This window comes from Rhizobium sp. 01T444 (assembly GCF_056398305.1).
In genome coordinates, this window is record NZ_JBFTPD010000007.1 from 132,240 (window position 1) to 152,595 (window position 20,356).

The 20,356-nt window shown below is 60.2% G+C and carries 19 protein-coding genes and 1 riboswitch; of the genes, 12 read left to right on the forward strand and 7 right to left on the reverse strand.

The genetic code is table 11. The features are described from left to right. Positions 1-286: 286 nt before the first annotated feature. From AC1DTN_RS13310 to AC1DTN_RS13335, 6 genes are all read left to right on the forward strand, one after another. Complete coding sequence (locus AC1DTN_RS13310) at positions 287-1,552, forward strand: ABC transporter substrate-binding protein (RefSeq protein ID WP_477921330.1); 1,266 nt, start codon at positions 287-289, stop codon at positions 1,550-1,552. Between the two features lie 84 nt (positions 1,553-1,636). Then, a complete protein-coding gene (locus tag AC1DTN_RS13315; protein ID WP_477921332.1) occupies positions 1,637-2,623 on the forward strand; it encodes a carbohydrate ABC transporter permease in 987 nt (328 codons plus the stop codon). Continuing rightward, positions 2,623-3,453: a carbohydrate ABC transporter permease gene (locus AC1DTN_RS13320; RefSeq protein WP_037097340.1), complete on the forward strand. Its 831-nt coding sequence runs from the start codon at positions 2,623-2,625 to the stop codon at positions 3,451-3,453. The genes AC1DTN_RS13315 and AC1DTN_RS13320 overlap by 1 nt, the downstream gene beginning before the upstream one ends. A gap of 12 nt (positions 3,454-3,465) precedes the next feature. Beyond that, a complete protein-coding gene (locus AC1DTN_RS13325; RefSeq protein WP_477921333.1) occupies positions 3,466-4,494 on the forward strand; it encodes an ABC transporter ATP-binding protein in 1,029 nt (342 codons plus the stop codon). Between the two features lie 75 nt (positions 4,495-4,569). After that, entirely contained in the window at positions 4,570-5,355 is a 786-nt protein-coding gene (locus tag AC1DTN_RS13330; protein ID WP_477921335.1) for a ThuA domain-containing protein, read from the forward strand. Between the two features lie 11 nt (positions 5,356-5,366). Further along, positions 5,367-6,491, forward strand: a complete 1,125-nt coding sequence (locus AC1DTN_RS13335) for a Gfo/Idh/MocA family protein (RefSeq protein ID WP_477921336.1) — start codon at positions 5,367-5,369, stop codon at positions 6,489-6,491. Positions 6,492-6,658: 167 nt separating this feature from the next. On the opposite strand, the gene ribB is transcribed toward AC1DTN_RS13335, so the two are convergent. The 7 genes from ribB to AC1DTN_RS13370 all read right to left on the reverse strand — a co-directional run bounded on the left by ribB (position 6,659) and on the right by AC1DTN_RS13370 (position 13,599). Continuing rightward, positions 6,659-7,285, reverse strand: coding sequence for a 3,4-dihydroxy-2-butanone-4-phosphate synthase (ribB, locus tag AC1DTN_RS13340; protein WP_113321781.1), 627 nt, complete (start codon positions 7,283-7,285; stop codon positions 6,659-6,661). A gap of 117 nt (positions 7,286-7,402) precedes the next feature. After that, a riboswitch (FMN riboswitch) is annotated at positions 7,403-7,547 on the reverse strand. A gap of 106 nt (positions 7,548-7,653) precedes the next feature. Further along, a complete protein-coding gene (locus AC1DTN_RS13345; RefSeq protein WP_477921338.1) occupies positions 7,654-8,436 on the reverse strand; it encodes a glucose 1-dehydrogenase in 783 nt (260 codons plus the stop codon). Positions 8,437-8,510: 74 nt separating this feature from the next. Then, entirely contained in the window at positions 8,511-9,248 is a 738-nt protein-coding gene (gene tpiA, locus AC1DTN_RS13350; protein ID WP_477921340.1) for a triose-phosphate isomerase, read from the reverse strand. Positions 9,249-9,252: 4 nt separating this feature from the next. Next, a complete protein-coding gene (locus tag AC1DTN_RS13355) occupies positions 9,253-10,041 on the reverse strand; it encodes an SDR family oxidoreductase (protein WP_477921342.1) in 789 nt (262 codons plus the stop codon). A 22-nt stretch (positions 10,042-10,063) separates the two neighbouring features. After that, positions 10,064-11,542, reverse strand: coding sequence for a sugar ABC transporter ATP-binding protein (locus AC1DTN_RS13360; protein WP_439017519.1), 1,479 nt, complete (start codon positions 11,540-11,542; stop codon positions 10,064-10,066). Between the two features lie 27 nt (positions 11,543-11,569). Further along, entirely contained in the window at positions 11,570-12,499 is a 930-nt protein-coding gene (locus AC1DTN_RS13365) for a sugar ABC transporter substrate-binding protein (RefSeq protein ID WP_113298805.1), read from the reverse strand. 116 nt (positions 12,500-12,615) lie between these two features. Next, positions 12,616-13,599 carry an ABC transporter permease gene (locus tag AC1DTN_RS13370; protein ID WP_310382361.1) on the reverse strand — a complete coding sequence of 328 codons (984 nt, stop codon included), beginning with the start codon at positions 13,597-13,599 and terminating at the stop codon, positions 12,616-12,618. A 212-nt stretch (positions 13,600-13,811) separates the two neighbouring features. Here AC1DTN_RS13370 and AC1DTN_RS13375 point away from each other — a divergent pair, with 212 nt between their 5' ends. From AC1DTN_RS13375 to AC1DTN_RS13400, 6 genes are all read left to right on the forward strand, one after another. Beyond that, positions 13,812-14,621, forward strand: a complete 810-nt coding sequence (locus AC1DTN_RS13375) for a transketolase (protein WP_113324572.1) — start codon at positions 13,812-13,814, stop codon at positions 14,619-14,621. Next, entirely contained in the window at positions 14,621-15,577 is a 957-nt protein-coding gene (locus AC1DTN_RS13380; RefSeq protein WP_477921345.1) for a transketolase family protein, read from the forward strand. Before AC1DTN_RS13375 ends, AC1DTN_RS13380 begins: the two co-directional genes overlap by 1 nt. A gap of 64 nt (positions 15,578-15,641) precedes the next feature. Then, complete coding sequence (locus AC1DTN_RS13385; protein WP_477921347.1) at positions 15,642-17,108, forward strand: FGGY family carbohydrate kinase; 1,467 nt, start codon at positions 15,642-15,644, stop codon at positions 17,106-17,108. Between the two features lie 21 nt (positions 17,109-17,129). Continuing rightward, positions 17,130-18,083, forward strand: coding sequence for a sugar-binding transcriptional regulator (locus AC1DTN_RS13390; protein ID WP_310382358.1), 954 nt, complete (start codon positions 17,130-17,132; stop codon positions 18,081-18,083). A 110-nt stretch (positions 18,084-18,193) separates the two neighbouring features. After that, on the forward strand, positions 18,194-18,520 hold the full coding sequence (locus AC1DTN_RS13395) for a hypothetical protein (RefSeq protein WP_310382357.1): 327 nt from the start codon (positions 18,194-18,196) through the stop codon (positions 18,518-18,520). Continuing rightward, the gene (locus AC1DTN_RS13400) at positions 18,517-20,280 is read left to right on the forward strand and encodes a peptidoglycan D,D-transpeptidase FtsI family protein (RefSeq protein ID WP_477921349.1); all 1,764 of its coding nucleotides are present in this window, start codon (positions 18,517-18,519) and stop codon (positions 20,278-20,280) included. The genes AC1DTN_RS13395 and AC1DTN_RS13400 overlap by 4 nt, the downstream gene beginning before the upstream one ends. Positions 20,281-20,356 lie beyond the last annotated feature (76 nt).

Below are 20,356 nucleotides of genomic sequence, written 5' to 3' on the forward strand. Positions count from 1 at the left end.
TTTCATCGCCTGCGCTGCCGGGCATCTATACCATCGGCCTCGCAAATTCCACATTCTATGCCGTCGATTATATTTTCTCAAATCGATTTCAATTTCATCTGCCGCCAGATGAACACTAGCGCGAATTAGGAAATCACGGCATTTGGGTTTCTAGTTGATTTTAAACGATATTCTGCATTTATGAACAAGTATAGGTCGCAATCACGAACCTCCCTTGACACKGTATCGACCTTCTGACAGTTTTTCACAACCAAATCGATTTCAATTTGGTCTTTGGGAGGAGAAAATGAAGTTTCGTTTCACTGCGGCCGCCCTCGCGGCTGCGCTTATTGGCGTGTCAGTTCCGTCCTTTGCCGCCGAGATCAGCATTTCAGCGAGCTCTACCGGCAAGAACCTCGATCTGTTCCGCAAGCAGCTCGATGCCTTCGAGAAGGCGACCGGCAATACGGTCAAGATCGTCACCATGCCGCCCTCATCCACTGAACAGTTTTCGCAATATCGGCTCTGGCTCGCAGCCGGCAACACGGATGTCGATGTCTACCAGACGGACGTTATCTGGGCCCCGCAGCTGGCAGACCAGTTCGTCGATCTCAAGGATGCCACCAAGGACGTCGTCGGCGACTTTTTCCCGGCGATCGTTGCCTCCCAGACCGTGAACGGCCGTCTGGTCGCAATGCCGCTTTATACGGATGCACCGGCCCTCTTCTACCGCAAGGATCTGCTTGAGAAATACGGCAAGCAGCCGCCGAAGACCTGGGACGAGATGGAGGCAACCGCCAAGGAAATCCAGGATAAGGAACGCGCCGCCGGCCAGAAGGATCTCTGGGGCTACGTCTTCCAGGGCAATGCCTATGAAGGCCTGACCTGCGATGCACTGGAATGGGTCAAGTCCTCGGGCGGTGGCCAGATCATCGAGACCGACGGCACGATTTCGATCAACAACGAGAAGGCCGCGGCAGCGCTCAATCGCGCCAAGGGCTGGATCGGCACGATTTCACCGAGCGGTGTGCTCGCCTATCAGGAGGAAGAATCCCGCGGTGTCTGGCAGACCGGCAACGCCGTCTTCATGCGTAACTGGCCCTATGCCTATGCGCTGGGCAACGGCGCCGACAGCCCGGTCAAGGGCAAGTTCGACGTGACGACACTTCCCGTTGCCGCAGAAGGCGACAAGCCCTCTTCGACGCTCGGCGGCTGGAATCTCGCCGTCTCGAAATATTCGAAGAACCCGGATGCGGCGATCGAACTCGTCAAGTTCCTGACGTCGAAGGAAAGCCAGAAGCAGCGCGCCATCGAGCTTTCCAACCTGCCGACCTTGTCGGCGCTTTATGACGACAAGGACATTGCTGCTGCGCAACCGTTCATGCCGAATTGGAAGCCGATCTTCGAAAACGCGGTGCCGCGGCCGTCGGCTGTTGCCAAGGTCAAGTATAACGAGGTTTCCGCCAAGTTCTGGACCGCCGTGCACAATACGCTCTCCGGCAGCGGGACAGCCGAAGAAAACCTAGAGCTTCTCGAAGCCGATCTGACGACGCTGCAAGGCAGCGGCTGGTAGCAAATCAAGGCGGCAGCGTCGGATATCTCGTCGCTGCCGCTTCCGATAACGCCGTCGTCGATTGTCTCATGAAGCGGATATTCCATGAGTGAAGTTGCAGTCTCCCAAAATCTGAGCACAGGCGCGCACACGAAGGCAATCTCTTCGGATCTGCGCTCGGAACGTGTCCGATCCGCCTGGATCTTCCTAGCTCCGACCCTGCTGATCCTGGCCATCGTTGCCGGCTGGCCGCTGTTCCGCACCATATACTTCAGCTTCACCAACGCGTCGCTGACGAACCTCGGCGATGCCCAGTTCGTCGGCTTCGACAATTACCTCTCCTGGGTCACCCTGAAGAGCGGCCGCACGATCTATAGGGGACTGCTGGCCGATCCCGCCTGGTGGGGCGCCGTCTGGAATACGGCTAAGTTCACGCTGTTGTCGGTGACGATCGAAACCGCGCTCGGCCTCATCGTCGCCCTTGTGTTGAACGCGCAATTCGTTGGCCGCGGCATCGTGCGCGCCGCTATCCTCATTCCCTGGGCGATCCCGACCATCGTCTCCGCGAAAATGTGGGCCTGGATGCTCAACGACCAGTTCGGCATCCTCAACGACATGTTTCTCAGCCTCGGGCTCATCAGCCAGAAGATCGCGTGGACCGCTGATCCTCAGACAGCGATGATCGCCGTTCTGATCGTCGACGTCTGGAAGACAACGCCCTTCATGGCGCTGCTGATCCTCGCCGCCCTGCAAATGGTTCCGGCCGATATTTACGAAGCCGCAAAGATCGACGGCATCAACCCCATCAAAGTGTTCTGGCGTCTGACCCTGCCGCTGATCCGCCCGGCAATCATGGTCGCCGTGATCTTCCGCATGCTCGATGCCATGCGCATCTTCGACCTGATCTACGTGCTGACACCGAACAACGCCCAGACCAAGACAATGTCGGTGATGGCGCGCGAAAACCTCTTCGATTTCGACAAGTTCGCCTATGGCGCAACCGCCTCCACTGTTCTCTTTCTTATCATCGCGTCCGTTACCGTGCTCTACATCTGGCTCGGCCGCGTCAATCTTGGCGGAGGCGAACGCTGATGCTGCTCACAGCCACGAAGAATACGCTGTTTTATCTGCTGGTCGCGGTCATCGTCATCATCGCGGTCTTCCCGTTTTATTACGCGATCCTAACAAGCTTCAAAGCCGGCACCGCGCTCTTCGAGGTCACCTACTGGCCGACCTCGATCTCGCTGGAAAACTATACCGGCGTGTTGACGACCGGCAGCTTCATCCGCAGCCTCGGCAATTCGCTGCTCATTGCCTGCCTCGTGGTCGCCGCCTCTTTGCTGCTCGCCGTGACCGCATCCTACGCGCTTGCCCGCGTGCATTTCCGGGGTCGGGCCCTCTTGATGCTGACTATTCTGTCCGTCTCGATGTTCCCGCAGATCGCTGTGCTCGCAGGGCTATTCGAACTCATCCGCTGGATCGGCATCTTCAACACGCCCTTCGCGCTGATCTTCTCCTATATGATCTTCACTCTGCCTTTCACGGTGTGGGTGCTGACGACTTTCATGCGGGATCTGCCGATCGAGATCGAGGAAGCGGCCATCGTCGATGGCGCCTCCCCCTGGGTCATCATCACGCAGGTGTTCATGCCGCTGATGTGGCCGGCCCTGGTCACCACCGGTCTGCTTGCCTTCATCACGGCCTGGAATGAATTTCTGTTCGCCCTGACTTTCACCTCGTCGGATGCGCAACGGACAGTGCCGGTAGCGATCGCTCTCCTTTCGGGCGGCAGTCAGTTCGAAATCCCCTGGGGCAATATCATGGCGGCATCGGTCATCGTTACCGTGCCCGTCGTCATCCTTGTTCTTATTTTTCAACGCCGGATCATTTCCGGGCTGACCGCCGGCGGCGTCAAAGGCTGAGGAAAGCGCGACATGGCACAAATTAGATTAGACAATATCCGCAAGAGCTTCGGGGCATTCGAAGTCATCAAGGGCGTCAGCATGGACATCCGGAAGGGGGAGTTCATGGTCTTTGTCGGCCCGTCCGGTTGCGGCAAGTCCACCTTGCTTAGATTGATCTCAGGACTGGAGGACATAACGTCAGGCACGCTTTCCTTCGATGGTCAGCCGGTCAATCGTCTTTCCCCGTCGAAGCGCGGCATCGCGATGGTATTCCAGTCCTATGCGCTCTATCCGCATATGACGGTCTACGAAAATATGGCCTTCGGCATGAAGCTCTCCGGCCGAACCAGAGAAGAATGCAAGGCGCGCGTCGAACAGGCAGCCGGCATGCTGCAGCTCTCACCCTATCTGGAGCGCTTGCCGCGCCAGCTTTCAGGCGGCCAACGCCAGCGCGTGGCCATTGGCCGCGCCATCGTTCGTGACCCGAAGGTCTTCCTGTTCGACGAACCATTGTCGAACCTTGATGCTGCGTTGCGCGTCGCCACAAGGCTGGAGATCGCCAAGCTTCACCGTGGCATGCATGACACCACGATGATCTATGTCACCCACGATCAGGTCGAGGCCATGACGCTTGCCGATCGCATCTGCGTTCTTCGCGATGGCGTCGTCGAACAGGTCGGAACTCCGATCGAGCTCTATGAGACCCCGAACTCAATCTTCGTCGCCGGCTTCATCGGCTCGCCGAAAATGAACTTCCTCTCCGGCCCGTTCGCGGCTCCCTATAATGCCCACATGATCGGGGTGCGAGCCGAACATATCGAGTTTAGAGATCAGGATCCTGTCTGGACCGGCACCGTCATCCACTCAGAAATCCTCGGCTCGGACAGTTTCGTTTATCTCGACATCGGCTCGGCCGAACCGCTGACCGTGCGAGAGACCGGCGTATCGAGCCACCAGCCCGGCCAGCAACTGGGCGTGTCGCCGGTCAAGGATCGCATTCACCGTTTCGACCAATCCGGACGCGCACTCGAAAAGGTCCCTTTCAAGGGCGCAGCCTGACCACCAATCAAACAAACAGGATCCGACCGCTTCCCATCGGTTCCGGTCCGCTACTTGCTGTGAAGGAGCAGAAACTTGTCTATTCGCACCATCGTCTGGGGTGAGAACATCCACGAAAATACCAACGCCATTGTCCGGGAGATCTATCCGGACGGCATGCACACCACGATCGCCAAGGCGCTGAACACCGATCCGGCTATTTCCGCGACCACGGCAACGCTGCAGGAGCCCGAACATGGGTTGACGGAGGCCCGGCTTGCCGAGACCGACGTTCTGACCTGGTGGGGCCACAAGGACCATGGTGCCGTCTCCGATGCCGTCGTCGAGCGCGTCGCCAAGCGGGTGTGGGAAGGCATGGGCCTGCTCGTGCTGCACTCCGGCCATTTCTCGAAGATCTTCAAGCGGCTGATGGGCACGCCCTGTGCGCTGAAATGGCGCGAGGCGGGCGAGCGCGAGCGCCTGTGGACGATCAATCAGCGCCATCCGATCGCGGCCGGCATTGGCGAAAACTTCGTGCTGGAAAACGAAGAAATGTATGGCGAGCAGTTCTCGGTGCCGGAGCCACTGGAAACGGTGTTCATCTCCTGGTTCCAGGGCGGCGAAGTTTTCCGGTCTGGCCTGACCTGGCGCCGTGGTGCGGGCAATATCTTCTATTTCCGCCCCGGCCACGAAACCTACCCGACCTATCACGATGCCAACGTGCAGAAGGTGCTGATCAACGGCGTGAAGTGGGCCTACAACCCGCAGGGCGACCTGAAGAGCATCACCGATGCCCCAAATGTGCCGGTAGAGAAGGCACTGGAGCCGATCGTCGAGCGTGGTCCGAGACTGCATCAAGCCGGCGAAGCCGGTTACCGCTGAGGAGAAGAGCAATGCGTCTACTTGTTCTTGGCACGGGCATGATGGCCAAAAACCAGGTTGCCAACTTCCTCGCCATCGATGGTGTCGAGGTGGTCGGCGCCGTCGACACCGATCGGACCCGGCTTGATGAGTTCGCTGATCATTTCAACATCGCAAAGCGCTTCAGCACGCTCGAGGAAGCGATCGCCTGGGGCGAATTCGATGCCGCCACCAACGTCACGCCTGACCGGATACATCATGCGACGAGCTTGGCGCTGATCGCCGCCGGCAAGCACGTCTTCTGTGAAAAGCCGCTGGCAGAAAACTACGCCCATGCGCTGGAGATGACGGAAGCGGCTGAGACCGCCGGCGTCGTCAACATGGTCAACCTCACCTATCGCAACGTCGCACCGCTGCAGCGCGCCCGCGAGATGGTGCTATCAGGCGAACTTGGCACCATCCGCCATGTGGAGGCCTCCTATCTGCAGAGCTGGTTGGTGTCTCGCGCCTGGGGCGACTGGCGCACGGAATCGCGCTGGCTGTGGCGCTTGTCCACCGGCCATGGATCGAACGGCGTGCTCGGCGATGTCGGCATTCATATTCTCGATTTCGCCGCTTATGGCGCCGCGACCGATATCGACCATGTCTTTGCGCGCCTCAAGACCTTCAACAAGGCGCCGGGCGGACAGATCGGTGAATATATGCTCGACGCCAATGACAGCTTCACCATGTCTGTCGATTTCGCCAATGGCGCTCTCGGCGTCATCCATGCGACACGCTGGGCGACCGGTCATCTCAACGAACTGAAGCTGCGCATCTATGGCGAAAAAGGCAGCCTCGAAGTCATCCATCGTCCTGACGGCTCAGATCTTCGGGGCTGCTTCGGTGACGATATTGAAAGCGCCACCTGGCGTGACATCGAGGTGCCGGCAGTGCTGACCAACTACCAGCGCTTTGCCGAAGCGGTCAGAACCGGAAAGCAGGACGATCCCACCTTCCGCCATGCCGCCAACCTGCAGAAGGTCATCGACCTCGCGATCGTATCGGAGAAAGAACGTCGGGAGTTCAATCTGCTGGCTTCCGAGAGCCTGGAAGGCACGGCCGGCCAGGAACGCAAGACGGACGATCAGGGACCGGCGCTAGCACTCGTCGTCTGAAGGCATGGTGAAACATCGAAGGCCCGCGTGATCGGGCCTTCGTCGAGCTAATAGCTCACGCTGCTTATCCGTGCCAGAGCGCGAGTGCCTCGTTGCAGACTACACAAACGGCACCCACGCGATCTTGGCTCGCCGTGGCTCTTTTACGCCAGGCCAAGACACGCTTACTAGGCGGCCTTAACAGGCGCTCTCACGCCCCGATAAGCAATGAGATCCTCGATTGTGATCAGATGGAGGCCGTGCCGTTCGGCAAACTGCTCAAGCTCGGGCAGGCGTGCCATCGTGCCATCATCATTGGCCACCTCGCAGATGACACCTGACGGCGACAGGCCGGCAAGCCTTGCGAGGTCGACAGCCGCCTCGGTATGACCTGGACGAGAAAGCACGCCGTTCGGATGCGCACGCAACGGGAAGATATGGCCGGGCCGCGCAAAATCCTCGGGGCGGGACGTCTCGGCAATGAGTGCGCGAACCGTCGCGGCGCGGTCAGCCGCCGAAATTCCGGTCGTCGTTTCAGGAATATAGTCAACCGACACGGTGAAAGCCGTCTTCAAAAGTTCGGTATTGTTGGGGACCATCTGCGGGATCTGCAGYTCGTCCAGCCGCTCGCCTTCCATTGCCACACAGATGAGGCCGCGAGCATAATTCATCATGAAGGCGATCGCCTGCGGGGTGATTGCCTCGGATGCGATGACGAGGTCGCCCTCGTTTTCACGATCACGATCGTCGACGACGACCACGATCTCGCCACGCGCAATCGCGACGATCGCATCTTCGATTTTGGAAATTGCCATCTTCTCTGCCTTTCAAGGGTTAGCCGCAGTGTGCGGCGTACATGGCCTGTCAAAAGCCACCATTTTCCCTTGGGCGAACAAGCATATGAAACACCGCGTGCCGAGCGGTGTCCTCTGCGTTGCTCTCTTCCATCCGGACTATGACCGTCGGCTCCGGCATCTCACCGGATCTGCTGACCCTTCGCTTCCACGAAGGCGCTCGCGGGCTCCGAGTTGCCTCGATACCGCCGGTGGGGAATTGCACCCCGCCCTGAGAACATTACTTAGATAGATGATGAAGGCCTTGTTCTGCAAGAGGTTGGGTGCAGATCTCGCCGCGGGAACTGCCTCGCAGAGGTGAAAGCACCGTTTCCTATTGTCGAACAGAGCTAGGACATGATGAGGCCGCCATCGACATTGATGGTCTGGCCGGTAATGTAGGCTGCATCGTCGCTGGCAAGGAAGGTGACGAGGCCGGCGACGTCTTCGCCGGAACCGGCGCGCTTCATCGGAATGCCTTCGACCCATTCCTTCATCAGTTCGCCGGGGCCGTAATTGCCGAGCAGCTTGCCCCATGCCTGGTCGTTATAGGCCCACATGTCGGTCTCGATGATGCCCGGGCAGAAGGCGTTGACGGTGATGCCGTCGGTGGCGACTTCCTTGGCAAGGCTCTGGGTGATGCCGACGACGCCCATCTTCGAGGCGGCATAATGCGGCGTGTAGATGAAGCCGTCGCGCGCCTGGCCGGAGGCCGTGTTGATGAGACGGCCGCCGCGGCCGTGCTTGCGCATGCGGGCGATCGCTTCCTGGGCGCAGAGGAACACGCCTTTGGTGTTGACGGCCATGACCTTGTCCCACTCGCCCTCGGTCATATCCTCGATGCGGGCGATGGTGATGACGCCGGCATTCTGGATGGAGACGTCGACAGCGCCGAATGCCTGCTCGGCTGCGTCATAAAGGACCTTGACGCTTGACTTGTCAGTGACGTCGCCAACGAAGGAAATAGCCTTGCCGCCATCTGACTTGATCTGTTCTGCCACGCCATGCACGCTGTCTTCATTGGCCGAAACGACGAGATTGGCGCCTTCGCGCGCAAAGCGTTTGGCGATCGCTGCACCGATACCGCGGCTTGCGCCGGTAATGACGACGGTCTTGTTTTCAAAACGTTGCATTCTCTTTTCCTTTCAACGGCGCCGGCGTGAGCGCACCGATCTGCACCGGCGACACTTGTCTCCGCACTCAGAGTTCAAACGGCTGCCGAAATAATTCCTGCGAATTCCGAGGCCTTCAGCGATGCGCCGCCGACCAGCGCTCCGTCCACATTGCGAAGCCCGAATATCGCCTCTGCATTGGATGCCTTGACCGAGCCGCCATAGAGGATCTTGACCGAATGGCCATCCCTGCCCAGCCGCTCTTCGAGCATCTGCCGGATCGCCGCATGGACCTCCTCAATCTGTTCGTGGGTCGGCACCAGTCCGGTTCCGATTGCCCAGACGGGTTCATAGGCGATGACAAGATTTCGGCTGGTAGCACCCTCGGGGACGGATCCCCGCAGTTGTTCGCCGACGACTTCGATTGCCCGGCCTTCGTCGCGCTCATGGCGTGTCTCACCGACGCAGACGATCGAAATCAAGCCTGCCCGATGCGCGGCAAGCGCCTTCCCCAGCACAATCTCATCGTCCTCGCCGTTCAGGACACGGCGTTCGGAATGTCCGAGGATGACATAGCGCGCACCGAGATCGGCAAGCATTTCGGCAGAAATTTCGCCCGTGTGGGCACCCGACGACTGCGCGTGGCAATCCTGCGCGCCGATGGCGAGATCCGTATCCTTGACCCGCGCCACGGCGCGGTCGATCAGCGTGAAGGGCGGGCAGACGACGATATCGCACGTCGCACTGCCCGTTAGCCCCTTCAGCGCCTCGATCTCAGCTTGGGAGGAGACGAGACCGTTCATTTTCCAATTGCCTGCGATCAGCTTACGCATGTCATCACCAGCAGCAGAAGCCGCCGTCAACGAGCAGATCGACACCCGTCACGAAACTTGCAGCATTCGAGAGCAGGAAGACCGCAGGACCGACCATCTCATCGACACTGGCCATACGCTGCATCGGCGTCTGTTCTTCGAAGAGCTTGGTCTGATGTACCATCTCCGGCCGGGTGTTCATCGGCGTTGCGGTATAGCCCGGCGAAATCGTGTTGACGCGGATGCCGCGCCCGACCCACTCCATGGCGAACGACTTCGACATATGGATCACGCCCGCCTTCGAGGCATTGTAATGGGCCTGGCTCAAACCGCGATTGACGATAACGCCCGACATGGAGGCGATATTGACGATCGACCCGCGGCCGTTCTTCAACATGGCCCGCGCCTCGGCCTGGCAGGACAGGAAGATGCCCTTCAGGTTGATGTCCATCAGTGTCTGGTACTGATCCTCTTCCATCTCCTCGGCGGGATTAGCGTTGGCGATACCGGCGGCATTGACAGCAAGCGAGAGCGCACCGAGATCGGCTTCGGTGCGGGCGACGGCTTCGGCAAGCGACGATTTACTGGTGACGTCGGCAGCAATCTCGATCGAGCGGCGACCGGCAGCCCTGATATGGCTGKCAGTCGTGGCAAGACCGTCATCAGTGCGGCGATCGAGAAGCGCCACGTCGGCGCCGCACTGGGCAAGACCGATGGCGATCCTTTGCCCGATGCCGCTGCCGGCGCCCGTCACGATGGCAACCTGGCCGCTGAGATCAAATAGTTTAGGTGCGTTCAGAGAGATGTCGGACACCGCTCTTCCTTTCTGTCTTTGCCTAGATTGTCGCCAGTTCCATGACCGAGACGTCGTTCGCCTCGTCACGCTTCAAAATGCCTGCCTGTTTGCCCTGCGCCAGCACGAGAATGCGGTTAGATACGCCGAGAACCTCCTCGAGATCGGAGCTTACGACGATGACCGCGACGCCCTGTTTGGCGAGGTTGACGATGATATCGTAGATGCCGGCGCGGGCTCCGACATCGATACCGCGTGTGGGCTCGTCCAGCACCACGACCTTCGGATCGCGCATCAGCCATTTGGCGATGACGACCTTCTGCTGGTTGCCACCCGAGAGGTCGGAGGCAAACTGCTCCGCACGCCCCTTGACGCCGAATTTCGCCACCGCCTTTTCGGCGAAAACGCGTTTCACGCTCGAAGTGAGCCAGCGCCCGCCAAGCTTGTCGAGATTGGCGTAGATGATGTTCTCGCTGATCTTGTGTGCAACGACGAGCCCTTGATCCTTGCGATCTTCCGGAACCATCACGATGCCCTTGGCGATCGCATCCGCAGGGCTGCGCAGCTTCAGCGCCTCGCCTTCCAGCCGGACCGAGCCGGCGCTGATTGGATCGGCACCGGAAATCGCGCGCACGAGCTCGGTGCGGCCGGCACCGACGAGGCCGGCAATGCCGAGGATCTCGCCCGCGTGAACGTCGAAACTTACATCCCGGAAGGAATCATCCGGCGACGTCAGGCCGGACACTTCGAGCACGGGCCTGCTGGTCGGCTCGGGAAGGGTCGGAAACATGCGATCGAGCGAGCGGCCGACCATGCTTTCGACGATCGTGCGTACCGGCGTCGAACTGTCGGCAAATTCATGGACGCGCTCTCCGTCGCGAAGCACGACGATGCGATCGGTGATCTTTTTGATCTCTTCCATGCGGTGGGAGATGTAGATGATGCCTACGCCCTCGGCGCGGAGCTTGCGCACCTGCTCGAACAGGGCTTCCGTCTCCGCCCCGCCAAGGGCTGCGGTCGGCTCGTCAAGGATCAGGAGTTTTGCATTGAGCGCCAGCGCCTTGGCAATCTCGATCAGCTGCTGGTTGGCGGTCGAAAGACCGGCAACCTTTCGGGTCGCGGGAATGTGCAGGTTCAGCCGTGCGAGCTGTTCCTGGGCGCGGCGGACCATCTGGGTACGGTCGACCACGCCGTTCTTCATCGGCCAACGACCGATGAAGACATTTTCAGCGATTGAAAGATGCGGCAGAAGCTGCAGTTCCTGATGGATCAGCACGACGCCCTTGTCGATCGCCTCGCGTGGAGCGGCCGGGGCATAAGGCTGCCCCAGCCATGTCATCGTGCCCTCGGACGGTGTGCGTGATCCGGCAATGATGCCTGACAGCGTCGACTTGCCGGCGCCGTTTTCGCCGAGAAGTGCCACCACCTCGCCGGGATAGACGTCCAGGTCCACATTTTTCAGAACCTGGAGCGGTCCGTAGCGCTTGGATATGCCCCTCAGGGAAAGAACCGGCTCGGTCACAGCACACCTCCTCGAGATTTTGACTGATTACGGATGGTTGGCGATGAAGCCTGCCACGTTTTCCTTGGTCGTCAGCGTGGCGTCCATCAGCTGAACCGGTGGCACCTTTTCCTTGGCAGCGAGCTTGACCGCGTTCTCCACCGCATCGCGGCCCATCTTCTGCGTCTGCTGTGTCGCGGTCACGTCGAACACACCCTTGCTGAGGGCCTCGAGCGCAGCGGTGTCGCCATCAAAACCACCGACCACGATCTTTTGCGATGGATTAGCAACCTTGATCGCCTGGGCCGCACCGAGCGCCAGTCCATCTGCCTGGGCAAAGACGATCGAGACATCAGAATTCGACTGGAGCATATTCTGCATGATCTGGAAGCCCTCGTCCTGGCTCCACATGTTGGAATATTGCTCGGCGACGACGCTCACGTCCGGATAGGCCTTCAGGGATTCCTGGCACCCCTTGGTGCGGTCCAGTTCAGGCGTGGTGCCCTTCTGGCCATGGATGATGACCATCTTGCCCTTGCCGCCGGCTTCCTTGAGGATGTAGTCGCAAACCGCCTTGGCGGAGGCGACGGAATCGGTCGCCAGGAAGGTATCGCCCGGAGCGCCTTCAGCATTCCGGTCGACGTTGACGACCGGAATGCCGGCCTGCTTTGCGAGCTTGACCGGCACACTGGCTGCAGCAGCGCCTGCCGGGATGTAGATCAGTGCGTCGATATTCTGGGTCAGCAGGTCCTGGATCTGGTTGACCTGGGTCGGGCCATCGCCCTTGGCGTCGACGGTGAGGACCTCGATGCCACGCTTCTTGGCTTCAGCTTCGACGGACTGCTTGATCTGGTTGAAGAAGTTTGCCTGCAAATTGGCGACGGCAAGGCCGAGCTTCTTGACTTCGGCCGCCTGAACGGATCCGAGGCTGAGGCCAAGCAGGGCGGCAGACGCGAGCAGAGTGCGCGCAAATTTCATGTCAGTTCCTCCGTTGTTAGTGAACCCTCGGGTATCCTCCCCCTCGGGCAATAGCTCCGCTCCAAACCTCTCGGAGAGGAATTTCTTCACGCCCGCATCGTCTGCGGGCGGAATGATCAGGCAGCCCGCCGCTTCCGGATCGTTTCTGCGCCGACAGCGAGAACGATGACGACGCCGATGATGACCTGCTGCAGGAAGGGCGAGACGTTGAGAAGGTTGAGGCCATTGCGCAGCACGCCGATGATCAGGACGCCGATCAGCGTGCCGCCAATACCGCCTGCGCCTCCCGACAGAGAGGTTCCGCCGATGACGACGGCCGCGATCGTGTCCAGCTCGTAGCCAAAACCGCTGGATGGCTGAACCGAGTCCAGACGGGCAGCAAGAACGATACCGGCAAGACCTGCAAGGACGGCACTCGCCATGTAAACAAGAATAGTCACGAGCTGGACGTTGATGCCGGCAAGACGAGCAACTTCGGGATTGCCGCCGACCGCATAGAGCATGCGGCCTTCTGCGCGGAAGTGCAGGAAAACCCAGGCAGCGGCGACGACAGCCAGCATCAGGAAGACGGTTGCAGTCAGAATGCCGAAATGGCGGTCAATGGCCAGCATCATGAACCAGTCGGGGAAGCCGACGATCTGCTGGCCGTCGGTGATCATGTTCGCCACGCCGCGCGCAGCCGACATCATCGCCAGTGTCGCGATGAAGGCAGGCACCCTGAACCAGGTGACCATGATGCCGACGATCAGGCCGCTGATCATCGAGGCAATAAGCGCCACCACGATGCCGATGCCGAGCGGCAGGCCGGCGACATTCGCCGTCCAGCCCATCACCATCATCGCGAGAGCCAGAACCGAACCGACTGAAAGGTCGATGCCGCCGATCAGGATCACGAAGGTCATGCCCACTGCCATGATCCCGAGCACGGTGATCTGGTCGAGAATGTTCAGACCATTGCGGACGGAGAGAAATGCATCAGTGCTGAAGGTCAGGAACAGGCAGAGCAAAAGCAGCCCGATGAGCGGGCCGGTTGCCCCCGTGAGCTTGCTTACCCACGTGCCGGACGGACGGCTCTGTTCATTCACGTCGATCGCCACCATCGTTCCTCCCTGGGATTAAGGCCGGCGGCCAATATTTCTTCAAACAAGAATATTTATTCATGCCTGCTGGAAAATTCATTAACAACTTGCTTAGATGCTGTCAACCAGCTTTTCGGCCGATGAGCGAAGCACAATGACCAATAAGGGGCTTGACTAAGGCCGCTTGTATGCAAAAATATAACTACATGAATATTTATGCACAAGAGGAAACGATGGAGCCTTCCGAACTTGAACGTGTTGCTCGCCAGATACGTCTGCGCGACCTCCAGGCCGTATACGAGGCAGGCGCCGGCCATATTGGTGGCGAGATGTCGGTGATCGATCTCCTCACCGCGCTTTACTTCCGTGTGCTGCATATCTGGCCCGACCAGCCCAAACATCCCGATCGCGACAGGTTCGTGCTGTCGAAGGGCCATACGGCCTGCGCGCTCTATGTGACGCTCGCCAAGCGGGGCTTCATTCCGGAAGAGGAAATCGCGACTTTCCTGAAGCCGCATTCCCGGCTGAACGGCCACCCGAACTGCAACAAGGTGCCGGGTGTCGAAACCAATACGGGGCCTCTGGGACACGGGCTGCCTGTCGCTGTCGGCATGGCGAAGGCGGCGAAACTCTCGGGCGCGAAATACCACACCTATGTCATCACCGGTGACGGCGAGATGCAGGAAGGCTCCAACTGGGAAGCCATCATGGCAGCATACCAGTTCCGCCTGGACAACCTGACGCTGGTCATCGACCACAATAGGTTCCAACAGGGCGCCTCCCTATCGGACACCAACGATCTCGCGCCGCTTCGCCCCAAGCTCGAGGCCTTCGGCTGGGAGGTCAGCGAAATCAATGGCAATGACATGCACGCGATCGTGCCCGCTCTCGAGCATCGCAGTGACCGCCCGCATTGCATCGTCGCGCACACCAATAAGGGCCACGGCATCTCGTTCATGCAGGATCGAGTCGACTGGCACCACAAGGTTCCGAGCAAGGAACAGTATGAAACCGCATTGGCAGAACTGTCGGAGGCACTCTAATGAACGCGCCCGTAAACCCACCGAAGCTCTATGATTGCCGCGATGCCTTTGCCGCGACGCTCGAACGGCTGGCTGCCGAGAATGAAACCATCGTTGCCGTCTGCAACGACTCGGTCGGCTCCTCCAAGCTCGGCGGCTTCAAATCAAAATTCCCTGATCGCCTCGTCAATGTCGGCATTGCCGAACAGAACATGGTCGGCGTCGGCGCCGGCCTCGCCAATGGCGGACGCCTGCCCTATGTCTGCGGCGCTTCGCCATTCCTGACCGGCCGGTCGCTCGAGCAGATCAAGGCCGACATCTCCTACTCGAACGCCAATGTCAAACTCGTCGGCATTTCCTCCGGCATGGCTTATGGCGAACTCGGCCCGACCCATCATTCGATCGAAGACTTTGCCTGGACGCGCGTGCTGCCGAACCTGCCTGTCATTGCCCCCTGCGACCGGATCGAGACCGCCGCCGCCGTCGAATGGGCCGCAAGCTACAATGGTCCCTGCTTCCTGCGCCTGTCGCGCGTCGGCGTTCCGGATCTGCTGCCCGAAGGCCATAAGTTCGAAGTCGGCAAGGCGAACCTGCTGCGTGAGGGCTCCGATGTCACGCTGATTGCCAACGGCACGCTGACCCATCGCATGGTGAAAGCCGCCGAGATCCTGGCCGCGCGCGGCGTCAAGGCACGCGTGCTCAACATGGCGACCGTTCGTCCGATCGACGAGACCGCCATCATCGCCGCAGCCAACGAGACCGGTGCGATCGTAACGGCGGAAGAACATTCGATCTTCGGCGGCCTCGGTTCCGCCGTCGCCGAAGTGGTCGTCGACAACGCGCCCGTGCCGATGAAGCGTCTTGGCGTTCCCGGCATCTATGCGCCGACGGGTTCGGCCGAATTCCTCCTCGACGAATTCGGCATGGCGCCGGCGGCGATCGCCGATGCGGCAGAGGCGCTGATCAAGCGCAAATAATCTGATAGCAGGTCTATTGAGCCGGGGCGTGCATCCGCCCCGGCCATTGTCTGAGGAGAAGACGATGCGGGCTATTCTGGCAATCGACCAGGGCACCACCAATTCGAAGGCAGTTCTGGTTTCCGAAACAGGAGAGGTGCTCGCTAGAGGCTCGGCCGCCGTCGGCATTTCCTATCCGCAACCGGGCTGGGTCGAGCAGGATCCTCGCCGGATCTTTGCCTCCGTTTGCGAAGCGATCGAGACCTGCCTGACGAAAGTGTCCGACGTCACTGTCGAGGCGGTGGCAGTGTCCAACCAGCGCGAATCTGTCACGGTGTGGGATGCTGAGACCGGCGAAGCGCTCGGTCCCGTGCTCAGCTGGCAGTGCCGCCGTACCGCGCCTGACTGCGAGCGCCTCATCGCCGAAGGTCATCTCAACCGCGTACAGGCGCTCACCGGCCTGCCCTTAGACCCGATGTTTCCCGGATCGAAATTCCGCTGGCTGCTCGATCGCGTTCCGGCCGGACGCTGCGTGCGTCTCGGCACGATCGACAGCTGGCTAATCCATTGCCTGACGGGTGGACGCCGCCATGTCTGCGATGCCTCCAATGCCGCCCGCAGCCAGCTGTTCGACCTCAATGACCAAGTCTGGAGCGAAGAACTCGGCCAAATCTTCGGCGTTGATATTACCCTGCTCCCTGAAGTGCTCGACAGCTCTGCCGATTTCGGCACGACACAGGGGCTTCCCGGCATTGCCGATGGCACGCCGATCCGCTCCGCCATCGGCGACAGCCATGCAGCGCTCTTCGGTCACGGCGCCTTCAAGCCCGGCGACGGCAAGGTGACGTTTGGAACCGGTTCCTCCGTCATGACGACATTGCCGCGCTTCATCGCGCCGCAAAACGGCATCACGACGACGCTCGCCTGGCGGATCGCTGGCGTGCCGACCTTCGCCTTCGAAGGCAATATCCTCGTTTCGGCCGCAAGCCTTCCCTGGATGGCCGGCATTCTGGGCCTTCCCGATGTGGCCGCCCTCGTCGACCTTGCGGCGACGGCCGAGCCGGGCGGACCGGGATTCGTGCCGGCCTTCGTCGGCCTTGGCGCCCCCTATTGGAGTTCCGACGCCCGCGCTCTCTTCGCTCAGATCAACTTTTCCACGACCCGCGCCCAGATGGCCCGCTCGGTGACGGATTCGATCGCCTGCCAGGTGCATGACGTGATCGCCGCCATGCGCGCCCAGAGCGGCGGTCAACTCGGCGCCCTATACGTCGATGGCGGCCCGAGCCAGAACCGCTTCCTGATGCAGTGCGTATCCAATCTCATCGAACATGCCGTCATACAATGCCAAGCGCCGGAGGCTTCAGCCCTCGGTGCAGCCTATTTGGCCGGGCTTTCGCTCGGCCTGTGGAAGGATCTCGATGTGATCGAGGCACTGCCCCGAAGCACCGAAGTGATCCGCCCCGAAGAGATCGACCGCATCGGCCTTCTCAATACATGGAATGATGCGCTGGCCCGCTCGACGTCGCGACCGACACCGGTTAAATGTGAATAAAAATTCAAGCCGGTATCGCCCATGTCCCGCCTCAACGAACTCCGCCTGATTTCCAGGGTTGCCCAGATGTACCACATCGAAGGGCGGCGGCAGGCGGAGATCGCACAGCATCTGCGGCTTTCCCAGGCGACTGTCTCGCGAATGCTGAAGAGGGCCGAGGCCGAGGATATCGTTCGAACCAGCGTCATCCCGCCGGTCGGCACCTATAGCGAGCTCGAGGGGGCGCTGCGACAAAAGTTCGACCTTCCCGAAGCAATTGTCGTCGAGTGCAGCGAGGACCGGGACGGGGCAATCATGGCCCGGATCGGGGAAGCCGCAGCCCATCTTCTGGAGATCACACTTTCACCTGGCGAGATCGTCGGGGTGTCGAGCTGGAGCCAGACCATCTTCAAGATGGTCGAAAACATCCATCCGCAGAAAAGCGCCCAGGTAAAATACGTCGTCCAGACCCTCGGCGGCATGGGCGACCCCTCGGTGCAGACACATGCAACGCAGCTCACCACGCGGCTTGCTCGCCTCACCGGGGCCGAACCCAAGCTGCTTCCCGTACAGGGCGTGACAACGTCGAGGGAAGCCAGGCTCCTGATGCAGTCAGATCCCTTCGTCCGTGAGACCATGGATCTCTTCGGCAGCATCACGCTCGCCATCGTCGGCATCGGCGCGGTTGAGCCGTCCGAATTGCTTGCCCGTTCCGGCAACATCTTTTCGTCGCGAGAACTCGCCGATCTCGCCGAGGCCGGCGCCGTCGGTGACATTTCACTGCGTTTCTTCGACAAGGACGGCAAACCGGTGAAAACGCCGCTGGATGACCGGGTCATAGGCCTTCCACTCGAGGACCTTGCGCGGGTGGATCGGGTCATCGCGCTGGCTGGCGGCGCAAAGAAGACGGCAGCGATCTCAGGCGCCCTTCGCGTTGGCGTCATCGACATGCTGGTAACGGATAAGTTTACCGCTCAACGATTGATCGACGTATAGGAACTCGCCAGCGAACCAACTGGTCCCGAGAACGGCGCGGAAAATATTGACGTCATGACGTTTCGCCGTGAGGGGTTGCGGTTTGTTCGGGAGTGGTAGCTGTTGGTACAATGGTGACCAATCCGCACCTCTATCGCTCATTTCAGGCGATCGGGAGTTTATCGCATGCCGCAGAGGCCGGCGTCCTTCATCACCCCGACGATGCGGCTGATATTGCTGGCCGCCATCTGGATCTCCAGACAACGCTCCGCGGATGGCTTGACGTGGCGTCGAGCACGGTGCCGGTGGCACTTCTAGAAGCGACGGTTAACAAATTCTTAGATTATTCGACGCAAATCTCGTCACCAGTTGCCCCAGGAGAAACAGGCCTGAAAACGCGCCGCGTTTTCGGAGGTGCTTCTTCGATTTCCGCCGCCTGTTCTGGATTAGCGCAATGACTATCATCTCGCGAATTTTAAAGATCAAAAGCCGTTCCCACATCCGCGTCGAACGTCAGAGGATCGGCATTCACGACAAGATCCCGGGCACGAGAAAAAAGCGGAGCGGCCAGGCAAGGCGGCGCCTGGGAATCTTGATCGCCGGCTTCGTATTCGGCTTCCTACTGATCGGAGGTCGCCTCCTCCAGTATGGGCTGGCTGAGCCGTTTGCCGCCAGCTCGCTTGGCAATCCCAACAGCGTCGCCTCCCGGCCCGACATCATCGATCGCAACGGCCAGCTCCTTGCTACCGACCTGAACATGGTCTCCCTCTATGCAGACCCCCGTCGCATCATCGACGCCGACGAAGTGGTGGAGAAACTCGCAGCCGTCATCCCGAGCCTCGATTGGAGGGAGACCCACAAGAAACTCAAGATGGACAGCGGCTTCCAGTGGTTGCGGCGCCAACTCACGCCGAGGCAGCAAGCTGACATCCTGGCCCTTGGCCTTCCCGGCATAGGCTTCAGACCGGAAAAACGTCGCTTCTATCCCGGCGCGCGCGCTGCGTCGCATATTCTCGGCCACGTCAATGTCGACAATCAAGGACTGGCCGGCATGGAGCGGTATCTCGACCAGCAGGGCCTGGCCGATCTGAGGGCTGTGGGACTGACATCTGGGGTTCCACTTGAGCCCGTCAGGCTGTCGATCGACATCCGCGTCCAGAACATCGCCCGAGAGGTCGCCGCCAAGGCGATGAACGCCTATCAGGCAGACGCCGCCGGCGCACTCGTTCTCGATGTCGAGACGGGCGAGGTCCTGGCCATGGCCTCGGTGCCGGACTACGACCCTAACGAGCCGTCGCGCACATTGGCGGACGGCAGACCGGACAAGGACTACGAGAAAGGCTGGTTCAATCGGATCAGCAATGCGACATTCGAAATGGGCTCGACCTTCAAGAGCTTCACCCTGGCAATGGGCCTCGACGCGGAAAAGATCACACTAAACTCCGTCGTCGATGCATCCCGTCCGATCCGCATGGGCGGCTTCACGATCAAGGACTTCAAAGGCAAGCACAGGCCCCTGTCGATCCCGGAAGTCTTTCAGTATTCGTCGAACATCGGCACTGCCGCCGTCGCGGATATGGTCGGCATTGAAGGGCATCAACAGTTCCTGACCAAGCTCGGCCTTCTCTCCAAGATGGAGACGGAGATGCCGGGTGTCGCAACGCCGACACAGCCACGCACCTGGAAGAAGATCAACTCCGTCACGATCTCCTTCGGCCACGGCGTCGCGACGACCCCGCTGCAAACGGCGTCTGCGGCTGCATCTCTTATCAATGGCGGCAACCTCATTTCGCCGACCTTCCTACCACGGTCGCCGGAACAGGCCGCAGCATTGTCGCGAAACGTCATCAAGCAAAGCACGAGCGCGGATATGCGCTACCTCTTCACCTGGAACGGGCTGAAGGGCTCCGGCCGCGGCGCCCAGGTCGAGGGCTTCAACGTCGGCGGCAAGACCGGCACCGCCGACAAGGTCGTCAATGGACGCTATGCCAGCGACCTGAATTTCAACGCCTTCGTCGCGGCCTTTCCAATGGATAAGCCGAAATACATGGTTCTCTCGATCATCGATGCCCCGAAAACCGGCGAGCATGGCGGGCGAACTGCAGCGTCAACCGCTGCCCCGATGGTGAAGGAAATCATCGGTCGAGCAGCCCCGCTGCTCGGCGTCCAGCCTCGCTTCGGTTCGAATGATGTTCCCTATTCACTGATCAGTTACTGAGCTATCCGCCAGGATCTGCAAGGTGCGCCGCACGTCGCTGCGACAGCGATCCGCCTCGGTCTATGCGCCCGAAGCC

Bases quoted from the DNA above. Each gene is read 5' to 3' on its own strand.
- AC1DTN_RS13310 (WP_477921330.1), top strand. From the start codon at position 287: ATGAAGTTTCGTTTCACTGCGGCCGCCCTCGCGGCTGCGCTTATTGGC.
- AC1DTN_RS13315 (WP_477921332.1), top strand. From the start codon at position 1,637: ATGAGTGAAGTTGCAGTCTCCCAAAATCTGAGCACAGGCGCGCACACG.
- AC1DTN_RS13320 (WP_037097340.1), top strand. From the start codon at position 2,623: ATGCTGCTCACAGCCACGAAGAATACGCTGTTTTATCTGCTGGTCGCG.
- AC1DTN_RS13325 (WP_477921333.1), top strand. From the start codon at position 3,466: ATGGCACAAATTAGATTAGACAATATCCGCAAGAGCTTCGGGGCATTC.
- AC1DTN_RS13335 (WP_477921336.1), top strand. From the start codon at position 5,367: ATGCGTCTACTTGTTCTTGGCACGGGCATGATGGCCAAAAACCAGGTT.
- AC1DTN_RS13345 (WP_477921338.1), bottom strand. From the start codon at position 8,436: ATGCAACGTTTTGAAAACAAGACCGTCGTCATTACCGGCGCAAGCCGC.
- tpiA (WP_477921340.1), bottom strand. From the start codon at position 9,248: ATGCGTAAGCTGATCGCAGGCAATTGGAAAATGAACGGTCTCGTCTCC.
- AC1DTN_RS13365 (WP_113298805.1), bottom strand. From the start codon at position 12,499: ATGAAATTTGCGCGCACTCTGCTCGCGTCTGCCGCCCTGCTTGGCCTC.
- AC1DTN_RS13370 (WP_310382361.1), bottom strand. From the start codon at position 13,599: ATGGTGGCGATCGACGTGAATGAACAGAGCCGTCCGTCCGGCACGTGG.
- AC1DTN_RS13375 (WP_113324572.1), top strand. From the start codon at position 13,812: ATGGAGCCTTCCGAACTTGAACGTGTTGCTCGCCAGATACGTCTGCGC.
- AC1DTN_RS13380 (WP_477921345.1), top strand. From the start codon at position 14,621: ATGAACGCGCCCGTAAACCCACCGAAGCTCTATGATTGCCGCGATGCC.
- AC1DTN_RS13385 (WP_477921347.1), top strand. From the start codon at position 15,642: ATGCGGGCTATTCTGGCAATCGACCAGGGCACCACCAATTCGAAGGCA.
- AC1DTN_RS13390 (WP_310382358.1), top strand. From the start codon at position 17,130: ATGTCCCGCCTCAACGAACTCCGCCTGATTTCCAGGGTTGCCCAGATG.
- AC1DTN_RS13395 (WP_310382357.1), top strand. From the start codon at position 18,194: ATGGTGACCAATCCGCACCTCTATCGCTCATTTCAGGCGATCGGGAGT.
- AC1DTN_RS13400 (WP_477921349.1), top strand. From the start codon at position 18,517: ATGACTATCATCTCGCGAATTTTAAAGATCAAAAGCCGTTCCCACATC.